The organism is Paenibacillus sp. J31R109 (assembly GCF_059692055.1).
Genome location: NZ_JCAUAR010000013.1, coordinates 12,769 through 26,158, shown reverse-complemented (window position 1 = coordinate 26,158; position 13,390 = coordinate 12,769). Strand labels below are relative to the sequence as shown.

General features: G+C 34.8%; 19 protein-coding genes. All 19 read right to left on the bottom strand.

From position 1 onward, the window contains the following. Window positions 1-311 precede the first annotated feature (311 nt). Window positions 312-1,607 carry a zinc-ribbon domain-containing protein gene (locus AC58QT_RS25850; protein ID WP_497411519.1) on the bottom strand — a complete coding sequence of 432 codons (1,296 nt, stop codon included), beginning with the start codon at window positions 1,605-1,607 and terminating at the stop codon, window positions 312-314. Window positions 1,608-1,710: 103 nt separating this feature from the next. Continuing rightward, entirely contained in the window at window positions 1,711-2,031 is a 321-nt protein-coding gene (locus tag AC58QT_RS25845; protein WP_497411518.1) for a pyrophosphohydrolase domain-containing protein, read from the bottom strand. Then, a complete protein-coding gene (locus AC58QT_RS25840; RefSeq protein ID WP_497411517.1) occupies window positions 2,028-2,582 on the bottom strand; it encodes an HNH endonuclease in 555 nt (184 codons plus the stop codon). The genes AC58QT_RS25845 and AC58QT_RS25840 overlap by 4 nt, the downstream gene beginning before the upstream one ends. A gap of 69 nt (window positions 2,583-2,651) precedes the next feature. Then, window positions 2,652-3,017, bottom strand: coding sequence for a hypothetical protein (locus AC58QT_RS25835; RefSeq protein ID WP_497411516.1), 366 nt, complete (start codon window positions 3,015-3,017; stop codon window positions 2,652-2,654). A gap of 249 nt (window positions 3,018-3,266) precedes the next feature. Next, window positions 3,267-3,503 (bottom strand): hypothetical protein, encoded by a 237-nt coding sequence (locus AC58QT_RS25830; RefSeq protein WP_497411515.1) that lies wholly within the window; start codon window positions 3,501-3,503, stop codon window positions 3,267-3,269. Between the two features lie 32 nt (window positions 3,504-3,535). Beyond that, a complete protein-coding gene (locus AC58QT_RS25825) occupies window positions 3,536-4,387 on the bottom strand; it encodes an HNH endonuclease (protein ID WP_497411514.1) in 852 nt (283 codons plus the stop codon). Window positions 4,388-4,438: 51 nt separating this feature from the next. Beyond that, entirely contained in the window at window positions 4,439-4,798 is a 360-nt protein-coding gene (locus AC58QT_RS25820) for a hypothetical protein (RefSeq protein ID WP_497411513.1), read from the bottom strand. Between the two features lie 36 nt (window positions 4,799-4,834). Then, window positions 4,835-5,167, bottom strand: coding sequence for a hypothetical protein (locus AC58QT_RS25815; RefSeq protein ID WP_497411512.1), 333 nt, complete (start codon window positions 5,165-5,167; stop codon window positions 4,835-4,837). A gap of 195 nt (window positions 5,168-5,362) precedes the next feature. Then, window positions 5,363-5,776, bottom strand: a complete 414-nt coding sequence (locus tag AC58QT_RS25810; RefSeq protein WP_497411511.1) for a hypothetical protein — start codon at window positions 5,774-5,776, stop codon at window positions 5,363-5,365. 294 nt (window positions 5,777-6,070) lie between these two features. Continuing rightward, the gene (locus tag AC58QT_RS25805) at window positions 6,071-6,691 is read right to left on the bottom strand and encodes a hypothetical protein (protein ID WP_497411510.1); all 621 of its coding nucleotides are present in this window, start codon (window positions 6,689-6,691) and stop codon (window positions 6,071-6,073) included. A gap of 98 nt (window positions 6,692-6,789) precedes the next feature. Further along, window positions 6,790-7,086 carry a hypothetical protein gene (locus tag AC58QT_RS25800; RefSeq protein WP_497411509.1) on the bottom strand — a complete coding sequence of 99 codons (297 nt, stop codon included), beginning with the start codon at window positions 7,084-7,086 and terminating at the stop codon, window positions 6,790-6,792. 34 nt (window positions 7,087-7,120) lie between these two features. Beyond that, window positions 7,121-7,498: a hypothetical protein gene (locus tag AC58QT_RS25795; protein WP_497411508.1), complete on the bottom strand. Its 378-nt coding sequence runs from the start codon at window positions 7,496-7,498 to the stop codon at window positions 7,121-7,123. 119 nt (window positions 7,499-7,617) lie between these two features. Beyond that, complete coding sequence (locus AC58QT_RS25790; RefSeq protein ID WP_497411507.1) at window positions 7,618-7,893, bottom strand: hypothetical protein; 276 nt, start codon at window positions 7,891-7,893, stop codon at window positions 7,618-7,620. Window positions 7,894-8,376: 483 nt separating this feature from the next. Next, on the bottom strand, window positions 8,377-8,796 hold the full coding sequence (locus AC58QT_RS25785; RefSeq protein ID WP_497411506.1) for a hypothetical protein: 420 nt from the start codon (window positions 8,794-8,796) through the stop codon (window positions 8,377-8,379). Between the two features lie 67 nt (window positions 8,797-8,863). Next, window positions 8,864-9,241, bottom strand: a complete 378-nt coding sequence (locus AC58QT_RS25780; RefSeq protein WP_497411505.1) for a hypothetical protein — start codon at window positions 9,239-9,241, stop codon at window positions 8,864-8,866. 27 nt (window positions 9,242-9,268) lie between these two features. Next, window positions 9,269-9,490 carry a hypothetical protein gene (locus AC58QT_RS25775; RefSeq protein ID WP_497411504.1) on the bottom strand — a complete coding sequence of 74 codons (222 nt, stop codon included), beginning with the start codon at window positions 9,488-9,490 and terminating at the stop codon, window positions 9,269-9,271. 31 nt (window positions 9,491-9,521) lie between these two features. Beyond that, complete coding sequence (locus tag AC58QT_RS25770) at window positions 9,522-9,980, bottom strand: GIY-YIG nuclease family protein (RefSeq protein WP_497411503.1); 459 nt, start codon at window positions 9,978-9,980, stop codon at window positions 9,522-9,524. 306 nt (window positions 9,981-10,286) lie between these two features. Then, the gene (locus AC58QT_RS25765) at window positions 10,287-11,303 is read right to left on the bottom strand and encodes a stalk domain-containing protein (RefSeq protein WP_497411502.1); all 1,017 of its coding nucleotides are present in this window, start codon (window positions 11,301-11,303) and stop codon (window positions 10,287-10,289) included. Between the two features lie 291 nt (window positions 11,304-11,594). Next, complete coding sequence (locus AC58QT_RS25760) at window positions 11,595-13,304, bottom strand: zinc-ribbon domain-containing protein (RefSeq protein ID WP_497411501.1); 1,710 nt, start codon at window positions 13,302-13,304, stop codon at window positions 11,595-11,597. Window positions 13,305-13,390: the final 86 nt, after the last annotated feature.

Sequence of the window (13,390 nt, the reverse complement as noted above, 5' to 3'; positions counted from 1 at the left end):
CCGGTTGCTCTTGTTCTCTTGGTTTGAACAATCCTTAATAATCTAATCCCATTTAGCGAATCTGCTCACTTAGAATACTTTATGACTTCTTAAACTGATTTCGGACTCGTTAACTAAGTTAAAGCCGCATTAGCGTTTGCGATGCACCGAATTGGATGTGATCTTCTGGACTCCTCTACAATATGTTAATATCTCTATATTGTCAATTATAGCCAATTAGATAAATTTGGCAACTATTTTTCATAAAAAAAAGAGCTGGAAGATTCCCCTTCCAACTCCTTGTATTTAAATTGTAATCTAATATTGATCAACTAATCTATATCCCACCCCATTCGAGCACACTGTGGACAACCACTGCCACGATATCGATTATATACTGCTGCTTCCCATTCATGACCATTTTTACATTGCCACCATATTTTACGGTTGGAATTAGGAGCAGTGTGCTCTGGCTTAAATTTTCCGTTCCTTATAGGATGCCATTCCGTCGCGAGTTCTGGACTTAACATAGCAAGTGATGTCGAATGAGTTACTGATCTTCCTGCACAAAACGGACAGCCTCTTCCTCGATTTCGGCTATTAACAGACGCTTCCCATTCATGACTACTATTACAAAGCCACCATACCTTTTTGTTAGTATTCGGAGAAATATTGAATGGCTTTAAATCACCGTTTTTAGTCGGATGCCACTGTGTAGCAAGCTCTTTATTTTGCGCTGCCAGCGATGTTGTTTCTGAAACCCTTCTACCTGCACAATAAGGGCAACCTGTGCCGTAATTTCGATGTACTATTCTTGCTGTCCATTCATGTCCATTTTTACATAACCACCAAACATTTTTGCTGGAGCCATTCGATACCAAATCAGGTGTGAGTTCACGATTTCGAAATGTATGCCACTCTGCCGCTATTTTATGATTTTTAAAAGATTGTCGACTTGCTGGATCCAATTGGTAATCACACGACTCTTCGGCTATATAAACTCTATCTTTGAATTTTTCAGCCTCTAGAGTTGTGCAATAAGGGCACCTCTTGCCTTGATTTCGGCTTACTACAGTCGCTTCCCATTCATGACCTTTCTCGCAAACCCACCATGCTTTTTTATTGGAATTTGGCAAAACTTGATCAGGGGAGAATGAATTGTTTTTTGATGGATGCCACTCGGCAGATACTGAAGGATTCATCGTAGCAAGACAAGTTTCTTGAGTTGTGTATCTACCTGAGCAATACGGACAGCCTCTTCCCCGATTTCGGTTTGCAATAGTTGCTTCCCATTCGTGCCTATTAGCACACTGCCACCAAACTTTTTTATTAGAATTCGTAGTAACTTGTTCAGGTGTAAGGGTGTTTTTCGTTAGATGCCATTCGGCCGCTACCGAGGGATTCTTTCTCGCAAGGGAAGTGGCTCTCGTTGCGTACCTACCTGAACAATAAGGACAGCCATTGCCATTATTCCTACTATTGATTGTTGCTTCCCATTCATGGCCTTTCTCGCAAATCCACCAAACATTTTTGCTTGAACCGCATGTAACTTGATCAGGCTTAAGAGGGGCATTCTTTGTTATGTGCCACTGCTTTGCCAATTGTGGATTTTTCTCAAACAGCGTCACTTAAGTCCCCTCTTCTTTTCCTCATTTTTTATACCAATTTGTTTGTAACACGTATAATACTCTTTCCAAATTTTCAGTTTAATGCCCGTCGCTCTCATGTCATTTAATCCTCGACACTAACAAGAAATAGTCGTTCTTTAAACCCTCCACGCTCTTCTTTTTTTGCCAATCGCACCTTTTCGAAATCCTCAATGCTAACTCCCTTGTTTTGCAATATTGAGTATACAACTTCAACAAGATCAGCTAACTCTTCTATTTGTTCTTCTGCAATTGCATTAGTATACTCAAGAAATTCCTCATGAAGTTTCTTATTAAGCATTACTGTATATTCAACATCAATTAACACTCTATATGTAGCTTTCTTCCCCTTTTCTTCAATAATTTGAGGAATCTTATCACGAACTAACTTGTTATATGTAATCACAATTTCAACCCTCTCACGAATGATTTATAGAACGTATCTGTTGAAGGGTTATAGCCCATTATTCCATCCCAAGTACCTCCAAGAACAATTCTTGCATCTTCGAAAACACTAATTATATACTTGCGTCTAGCTGCTTGAGTTTTACCTAACTTCTCAATTAATTTATTAGAAATAGGATGGTTACTTTTAATTAAATGTTCGTTACGTTCATTTAATTTCTCTATATACTCCATACCTGGTAAGTAGTCACTTTTGCGCTCGTTACACAATCCATGCGCTAAAGCCAAGTTCCATATTTCATCATGTTGAAGTAATTGTCTCGGGATAACATGATCTACGTGAATATCCTGATGCATTTGTTCCCCACAGTAAAAACATACATCTTTTTGATACCCATTCAAGACCGGTATTGTATTTGTGATGTTAGTTCTTTCGTAACCTTTAGCAAGATAAAACCGTCTAATATCATTTACAAGCTCATTGTCTTCACGTTTTATTTCAAACGCAGCTTCAAGTAAATCCCAACGTGAGTTTAACTCTTGAGTTAACATATTTCCGTTGTTTTGAGAAAAGACTTCAAAAATATTATCAGTAAGTATTAACCCATTCGGTGAATGCTCCTAGAATTTAGGAATCTCTAAATTCGCAATATTATGAAAACGTGGGATAACATGTTCAAATGCTTCCTTCTCAACTTTTTCTATGGCTGCTGTCCTTGTTATCTTTCCTAAATTGTATAAATCTACAATCTTCTCCATTACTGTACGTTTGGTTGGCATATTTAGTTGTGGCTTATTATTCTTTAAACGCTCATGGTACAAATCAAAAAAGGATACAGCTAGTTCATTCATTGAAATTTTTGTTTTCCCTTGTTTCGAGAAATCAATAAGGCATTGACCTAATGCAATCTTGTAAGTTGCTGCATTTAATCCATAAAGAATTAAGGCTCTCCAGTAATCACTTTTCTCAAAATCGTTGATGTTCATTAAGTCCTCCAGGATAATCTTTGGTGTCACTACGATGTCTTGGTATTAATTTGACTATTTCCCTCACAATAATGCATTCTATCCCCATTTACGTATGCTTGTACCGAGTCAACTTATTATGCTTTTGACAAAAGGCCATTCTACAGTTCCAACTTACAATCCTCACTATACTCACTATTCCACACGACGAATATTTTCTTTAAGTAATTCTAATGAGAGCATGTTTCATTGTGTTATACGGCCAGCTCGCTATACTTTGGCTTCGTTCGTTGTTCTGAAGGTAAATCCAATATGTATCTTATCATCATCAATACCTAAGTTAATTTCTTTGTATATACCATTGTTACGATAGACATTAAATTGCTCAAGATTTCTTAGGTATTTAAAACATGCTTGGAGGTTTTCAAATTCTCTTTCTAGAAGATCATTTTCTTTAAGGAAGACAGGAACCCATCTTGGGTTTATTTTTGACAAAACAGTCATCATAGAACCATCTCAATCTCTACTATACGAAATCGTCATTTCATGTTCAATTTTCTAACTATTAAAGCCAACTCTTCGACTGAAACTATTGGTTTCCTGTGAATCATACGATGACAATTGCTACACAGCATTGCAATGTCCGATACTTTTGTTTTGTCTTCATCTCTCATTTGAGAAACAAGGTTCGTATGATGGCCTTCAATAAAGCCGTCGCCGCGTTCACCGTATATCTTAGAAAAATCAAACTCACAGACTTCACAAAATAATCTACCATTCTTTTTAATGAAACTTTCTTTTGCCTTCTTTATGACTGCAGCATTTCGCTCACGCATAATATGACTACGATAAAACTCTTTTCCTTCCGAATACCCCTGTTCCTCATCTTCATCAAATCCAACTTGTTTTTCTAAGTAGCCGCCTTCTATAGAGATAATTTCTTTATCGTTTTTATAAAGCAATTGAGACCAGCTAACCGCATAACTACCCCAATCTACAATTAATTTATCGATCATCTCATCAAAAAGGTTTATCCTTTTTAACTCATAATGGTAATAAGACTCCTTATTAAATGCTTTATCGAATGGGAATCCTGTTGGAATGATTAATTTGTTTTTATCAAAATCAGTTCTAATCCCTACTTCGTATGTACCAACAAAGGTAGCAGAACTACCTACTCCGCCTACAAAAGACAAAATGTAATCACAATCTTCAAATCTTCTTTTACTCTGAACGCTTTGATAAAAATCTAACATTCCTTGCTTGTAAAGATCGTAGACTTTATAAGCTGTCTCTTTTCGCTCTGCATGTCGAACGATTTTTATTCGATTAATATCAATTCGATTTGATTGATTTAGTAATTCCTTTTCAACAAGTTCTATAAGAGTCATTAGAACCTCCAAGAGTTCTGCCATTTCGCTGCTTCAAATTCACTATGAGCACTATGGTCTGTTCAACCTACCAATCAATGCATTGTATTCATTTGTTAGAATTTCCAACTCACTAATTGCTTCTAAGTGAAGACTCTTTTGTTGTTCGATAGTCCAGCTATAAAAACCAAATGTTAATTCATAGTACTCATCTATGACATCTAACAGATTAATGGTATTTTCATATTGATTCATATACTCTTTGCTTTTTGCCTTCCACCCATCCCATTCGCGCATTTCAGAAATATTTAAATTAATGGATGAACTGAATCCAGAAGTAACACTAAAAGAAAATGTCGTCATTGTTACTGGCAGTCCTTTATGAACGGTATAGTTTCGTAGGTCTTGAATAAATTTTGCAACTGTTGGCACTCACGATTACTTCATCTTTCTTCTTGATATAAGTATCTAGAAACGGATGATTTTCATATAAAGAATTAATATATATACCCTTGTATGATCTACTAATGACATTGCTGAAGATACGAAATTGTGAAGTAATCGAGACACTTCAAGTTGAAACTTATCTAATTTCTTGCGATTTCCTTCTGCCATCAAGTCTAATGCATTTAAATCATCTTTAAAATACGATAAAACCCTTTTAAGTTCAAAATGATTCGTATTTAGGGTATATATACTTGCGTTGAATTGGTTAAATTTATTGAGTACCTTTTTTCCTTCTGATTCATTTATTAGTTTCCTCAACTCAATAAGTCTATCTTTGAAATCTTTGAATGACACTTGTTCCCCTCCCAAAACGTTTTGTCACCTATCCATATAAAACCTTTATTTCATCATCTTTTGATTTCAAGTTTCTTATAACATGATATTGCAAATTGAGCGACTCTCAATGTCCTATAAAATCAAACTCATAGCACATATAAGGTTTTACTCTTTTTCCCCTTGGGTGAATGCGGTCATTTTTATGTTTACAATTTAACCAATAGCTAATTTTGCTACGTCATTTACAAACGATACAACTTTTCCATGTGAAATAGGGTACCTATCTAAATCTTCTTCATATATCACTATGGAAATCATATCCCATTTTTCTGTTTCTTTCGCTTTTTTTATTCTAACTCCGCTCTTATATTCATTTTCTGTTCTACTTGGCATATTCAATAATTCAGAAAGTTCTTCTAAATTGTAATGATCTATAGGAACGTTTAAATCAAGCTCGATTCTAATATCTTTTTTGTGCAACAATCCCCATTCTTTTTTATTTCCGTTGTACCATTGAATTGGAAAATGTGATACAAGCGAAAATCCAAATCTTCTATTTTTTGTACCGCAGCCAGGAATATTATTGACAATTTGCTGTAATACGTTAGTTTGAGTTTGAATATTCAATGACATCACCTCAGTCATTAAAATCTATAGTTCATTCTGTTGGGTATTTGCAGCATAATTAAACACCTATCTTTCTCGATTTTACCACCATGAAACATGCCTTTTATTGAGCATTCTTAACTATTTTATTTAGATAATTATTAACATCAGATGCATTTCTCTTACAATGATGTCCAAAGCCGTATCGTAAAAAGCCATAACTAAATTCTTCTTTACAAATTGGGCAGATAACTCTTGTTGGTTTTATCACTTGTGACTTACCTCCAATTTACACCAGTTAAAATAGCCATTTTATCACTTGTACATCTTAGAGAAATCCGAATCATAGTCATCGAAACGATGAATGACATCTAATCTGTATGTCGTTTTATTCATCCATAATCTTTGAATTTCTCCGCCTATTCCAACCCTATCTTTTTTGACGTCATCTTCTGCCTTCTGCTTTACCATTAGTTGAATTAAAGCTTCATCTAATCCTATCTGATCGGCAACGGTTTCAATATCAAGTCCAAGTTGCGGCTTAATTCCGAAGCAATGCGGAAACTCCTCTTTCTCAAAGTTACTCGTACTTCTAAAGACAAATCCCTTAAATGCTTCTTCTTCCTCAATATATCCAAACATATATAATGTACACGTAGCTTCTGTTGGATATTGACTATTAAGATTTTGTAGCCTTGATTGAGCAACATTTGCCACAACCGAAATATCTTCAGCATAAATATATCCTTGGATATCGACAAACCATTTTAATATTAAATCAAGATTACCAGTTCCACAAAGCACACTTCTGATATGAGGCAATGGAAAAATCTTTGTAAGAAATTTAACTGGAGAGTAATCCTCTGCACTTATTGCTAATGTATCCATTGCAACAACGACTTGATCCTTAAAATAAGCAAAATTTAAAGCTGTCAAAAAACTTCCTCCCCATGACATAACCATTTTATCTTAATGTAAATGTCTTATATTGCTGATGCAGCTCAAATCATAAACAACTATTTCATTACAATCAGTTATATGTACGCTTTAAAACCACGCTCTAACGTGAGTTTCCTATAGCCAACTTTAAACCCACCCAATTCGAGTACATCATTTCCTATGTCATTATGATTTGCTCTAAGTATTGAATTTACATCTATAGATACTTTAAGGAGCCATTCACCATATTCTAAACACTTCTCAATATTATCTGAAAAATTTACTCCTTTTCCACGCGAAATTGCATAAGACTCGTCTAAATCGAAACCGTTTTGTCTTATTAACATTGCATTGATCCTTGTTGTTTCATGAAAAGCTTCGATTACAGACAAAATTCAAACTCTCCTAACATTTTATTCTATTTGACTACAGATCCTTCTTTATTTCCACTAGATAGCCATCTTTCTTCAAATCTCTGCCTAAATTATTAGCCTCATGCTTAGTGATGCCTGCTGTATTATATACTGACCAATTTTCATGTTTACTTTTTTTATAAAGTACATAGTATGTATTTATATCTAGATATTCTTTTAACCATTCAATGGCTGCTATTTCAGCATCGTTTAAATATGCAAACTCTTTTTCTGTAATTCTTGAATCATAAATAATTTCTACTTGATTTCTCGCTTCAATCCAGAAGGAATCAGGGCATTTATGTATATGCATTTGTATACCATTACTAGTCTCCGCAACGTATTGTGAAACTTCACCATTCAACCATTCAGCTTCTTGGAATATAAGCATACTTATCACCATTCCTTTTCAAATGAAATAGAATAAAATAACCCTATTATTCAGTAAGTTCAATATCATTTCACTGCCAATAACTCCGTTAGTACATGAAAGTGAACTTTCATTTGACTCTAAATAATTGGTGAATGATACAACATATGTGCGAACGGTTGCCCTTGTTTTCTGAGTTCATCGCATGTCCAGTTCCAGTGGTCTTGAAGTATTGTTTCGTACAGTTGCATTCCTAGAAGTTGATTCTTAATGTATGAAAGATCAGGTGCATCAAATTGTTTCTTAACAGACTGATTTTGAAGGACTTCCTGAACTAAATTTTGAGAATCAATCTCCTTATCAACCAACTGTTTATATTCATTAACTAATTTTTCTATTTCCTGTTGTGCTTCCAAAAACAGGTTACTCCTATGCTGCTTATACCGTGAATATAAATTCCAATGGTCTCCTTTTCTATGCGAAAGCTTGTTCCTTCCATTAATCATGAGATACACCTCTTATCTGAATGAAAGTCAGTTTTTATAGAATTACATTAGCCTTCTGCATTCCTCGCATTTTTTAACCTTTGGATATTCTTTTGCCTCAAAGTAATCTTCTGTGAAGTAATACTTTCCATTTTCATTGGAATTGTCGCTTACCTTTGTTCTGAAATGCGAAATATCTACTGCAGCACAACGGTTAGAATGTAACATTCGTCCTGTCGTATCTGTGATGATGAAGTAGCCTTCACTAGCATTTCTTGAAATCCTCAACAGTTAGAATTTCAATCATTATCACCATCTCAATTACTGAGATCAATGATACAACTCTTTTAATGACTGAAAAGATAAGCTTTTATCCATTTAATAAGTCTGACTAGTTTAGACGTTGATTTCTTCTTAATCTTTGTTTGTATTCCCATATTTATCATAGTATGCTTTTGAGAATCCTAGTTTTGTTGTGTTATTTGTTGATTGATTTGACTTACCAAATGTTCTTAAAGGTACATTTGTCAATGGTCTTTCTGTGCCATAACCCCTGCCATAATTCCATGTATACGTCTGTTGGCCATCGTAATACCCTTCGTCGTAACCTTTTTTGAACTCATCTTTTAGTCCATGTATCAAATACTTTTTGATGTTTTGACAACCATCATGGTATCCAGCACCAAAGCCGTCACTTTCATTTTCTTTTCTGCAAAATGGATGCTTTAGTGCTTGAATACCCCCAGCAAATTGATAGTTAGGTACAATCGCATTCTTTAAACCTAAACATTTCTGACAATTAATCTCGCCTTGAACCCTATTTGTATGCATCATTGTCGGCTCAGAGTTACAAGCGATAAACAGGAATCCTCCCATATAATTACCAGATAAAACCAATATCTTAATGTGTTTTCTTCTCCCAATTTACGAACTCTCCAACTGGGCAATAGAAACGAACCAAAACACCGTTAACCTCTAAAACAATTCCTTTATCAGTCTGTAAAGCAATTCCTACTTTCTTGGATAAGTATGTTGAGTATGCATCTTTCCAAGATGATTTACCGCTTCTCGATCTGTAAGATTGAAATTGCTCTCTTGTCATTGCCTTTACCATTTCAGCCAATTTATCCATATTATCTGGATTGTTAATCGTACATTTTCCAGATTTATATTCAACACTTGGTTCAACACAATTATTAGAGGTCTTCTCATTATAAAAGCAGATCACACCATTCTCTGTGTCAGGGAAAGCAGCGTACCTAACTACTACATCAATCATGGTTAATCCTCCTCTAAAATCTCCGTATTATTCTGTTTTTTTGAATCTAAAGCGTACATGAATAAATCTACTTTTATAAGTAACTGTGTTTCCGCAAGGACATTTACTTGTTTCGGTATCATTAAATGGTGCATCATTATCTCTCAATACTATTGCATATTCTTTTCCACACTTACTGCACTGTTCAATTTCTATATAATCTGCTTCACTTGCTTCTTTTGTCGTGATTCCAAACTCTTCATAGTTCATTCAATTTCATCCTCCCAATAAAATCAGTTTTTTATTTATTCGTTCGACTATTGGCCTTATTGTTGTATATTGGTTTGAATTTTTTAATCCAATATTCCTCCACTTCAAGCCTACCAACATGCACCACAATCGAAGATACTGTCAAATGATCTGAAATAAATTTATTCAATAAAGCCTCGATGCTTGGCGCAAATTTCTTTTTTGAACTCGAAGGATAATAATCTGGATGATGACCGAAATGAAGTTTCCCTATATTTCTTCTCAATGTATGATTTTGAGTGTTCTTTAAGTCTTTATGCATTCTATCCTTTATATTGGCTGTCTCGCCAACATAAACGATCTTTTCATTATTTCTAACAATGTAAATACCAGCTTGGGAAGGTATCTCTTTAGTCCAATTTTCGGAATATATTCTATGCTGCTTAGAGTTTTGTAACTCAGCTTCAATTTCAGTAATTAGACCTTTAAGTGTGTCATTACAATTAAACATAATTTAACTCCATGAAATCTGAATTTTATTTAATCTTCACTAAGCAAAGCAGAACAAATCTTTATTGAAAATTCGCCTATCCAATCTCGAAAATTCGTATTTATACAACAATTGTTCAACTACAATTCCCAAGTCTTATAGACCATATTACATGCCCCAAAGGATAGAAGGCAATACAAATATTTCCTGAGCTTATTAGTGATATAAACTTTGTTGAGCCTTTATATTTTAACGCAAAAAAGCAGCATCTAATGATGCTACTCTTTTGAAACTTCTCTGTATTGAACTATGGTTTCCACGTAATCTTTACTTCTCGCACGCAACTCCATCTCCATCACGATCAAGTTTATTACTGTAACCTGGATCATTTTTAAGCAATGGAGCTTTACCTGCTGCTTTTACCTCAGTGCAATTATTGTATAAAATATTCTCTGAAGGATTAGGTGATACCTCTGCTGGTGTAGTTATAGGAGTAGGAATGGCCGACTGCTCTGAACCCACCCATAACCCACGCTTTGCCTCCCTAGCATTGGTCTGTAAGTATTTGAACAATTCCACCCATCGAACGTTTGGCGGGTATGTAGCCAATTTCGCGTAGCCTTCTCCATCCAAAGCTGCATTATAAAATGAAACATCTTCCATGTACACATACCCAAGCAGACGACCATATTTGTCACGCTCTTCAACATCCAGTTCCACATAAACAGTCTTCCCAGTCAATTGTTCTTTCGAGAAGTTAGATGCCTCTATCCCACCTTCTTGAACTAGCTTAGTCGGATGAACAGTTTCTGGAGTATCAATACCTATGAAGCGAATCTTCTCTAGTTTATCATCCCAGGTCACCTCAATTGTGTCGCCATCGACAACACGGTTAACTACAACTTTTTTCTTTGGTGCAGAACTAATTGTTATTGTACGTGAAGCACCTTCCCATCCGACTGTTGCACCGAGTGCTTCCCCCACAAAACGGAGAGGTACAAGTGTTGAGCCACTTATAACCTGACCAGGAACCGGTATAGTAGCCACTTTTCCGTCTTTTGTATAATAGTCATGTCCGACTGAATAAACGATTACACTTGTGTCCTTCGTTGCAGTGACCGTCTTTGTTGCTTGTTCCCATTCAACTTTAGCACCTAATGATTCGAATATCTTGCGCAACGGAACGAGTGTACTCCCATCAATTATCTGAGGCTCCACTTCAAATACTAATTGCTTACCGTCCAAAAACACAGCAGGAGCAGAATTCCCAGCTGCATTCAACACTGGAACAGCGGTTATTAACATTGCTACACATAAAATTAAAGCAAATAATTTTTTGTACATATTTATAAGCCATCCTTTCGTGAAATCCCCAATACTGAAAAGTTTAAAGGGTTTTCTATACTATAATAGCATAGTTCCTAACCTGGAATAATTTGAAGATTTTGGAAGTGTCGAATCTCAATTGCACTTTTGCAAAATTCCTCAGGAGGAAATGAAAAAGCACAACCTCATGGATTGTGCTTCAAATGAAACTTCTCTTTTATTGAACTCTTTCCCCGTTAATTGAACAAGGCAGCAGCTTGCAATTTGTTTGCTCCATCATTTAAATAAGATAATGACTTTATTCTTCTATCATTCTAACAAACCTTTGTAATCTTCTTTAAACATCCATTTGAATCCATATGCAGACTTCAACTTTCCCTTACAACACACTGTTATTTGATACTTTACCTCAGAAAATCCAACAGAAATTGAAGCATTTAAAACACCTTCATGCTCTGATATGTATTCGTTGTCTTTCGTCAATTTCACTATAATTTTAGGTCTAGTGTCATTAAATGGTGGCATTTCAATCTCGCCATTGAGATATTTAATATAATCTTCTTTGTACATCCATTTGTAACCACCAGCAGCTTTTCTATTGCCTAAACAAACTTCTGATATATTTTTATTACTAATACCTAAAACCTTTTGAACTTGAGGCGCACTCTCCCAATGTTTTCTTACTTCTCCATCTAGAGTTAATTGAACAACCTCTTTTGCAAGTTTTTCACCAATAGCCTTCCCAGTAGCAAATCCATTTAATTTAATTTCTTCCATCGGATCATAATCACACCAACCTAAAATTTTACCTTGTTTTAAATACCTTATAACCGTGCTTCTATCTGATTTTAAAATTTTAGCAATTTCAATTGTTTTATTGCCCTTATCCCACAAATCACAAGCAACTTTAACTAAACTATGACAAGCTGATTCATGACATTTTAACCAATCAATGTGTTCAAGGCTAAACATGGTTGATAACTTGCTTAATATGATAATGTTTTTGATGTGTTCCATTTCTGATTCTGAACAATCTAACGGCACAGGTTCAATTCCATTTTCTTTTGCGAGTGTTTCTTTAAGCCTGTCATTTTCTTTTTCTTCTTCTAGTGTTCTGCCGCGATTGGTTTCTTTGTAATGTTGTCCACCATGAGTTTCTATAATACAATTTAATGATTGTATATAAAAGTCATATTGTTTATTTCCAGACCAATTAAACACTTTATGAAATTCGAAATTAACATCTAACTGGTTCAATAATTCAAAAACAAACTTTTCTGGATAACTCACCCCATCTGAACATTTCGGACATGGAAAATTGCTGTATTTAACCATATCACCAACAATTATGCCTTTTTCATGACCACAACGCTCACACTTAAATATTTCTTTTTGACCTCTTCCAAAACTAATTTCATATCCTCGTTGGTCATTTTTCAGCAATTTGGCTATGTGAGAATGTGTCGTCCATAAATCATTAAATCCTTTTAATACTTTTTGTCCTGCACAATAAGGACAATTAAATCTCTTTCTATCGCTAACATTCATTTCATATTCATGTTTATATTCAGGACAAATCCAAAAATAAAATTCTCCACTTCCATGCGAAATGTTTTTGGGAACTTTATTATTTTTTGGACTAAATTCTGATAAGAGATATTTCTTATCATTGGTTATCGCGTAATACTCTAATGATTTTTCATATGGAGGGTTATCTTGCCTAATCATTCCTGCATATAGAGCGCCGCATTGATGGCATCTATATTTCCCATCAGAAATTCTTAATTTACTATTAAAACTTCGATTCGGAAGTGTTTTTCCACATTCGTCACATATCCTAGTTAATTTTACATTTGATCCTTCAGTTAAATCTTCTACTTTAACCAAAATGGATGTGCCTCGCGGCGTTCGCATTTGTCCATTTTTTTTAACTTTGGGTATTACATAACCTAATTTTTCATAATGAGTAACATTTCTCGAACTCAGAGTAACCCAAATTTCTTTTTCCAATATAGCCAATTTTCCCCCTCTTTAACTATGCGTATTTATGTTCGCTTTAATCTTAATGTTGCTTTACGCGGCAATTCGATTTTATAACTAACTGG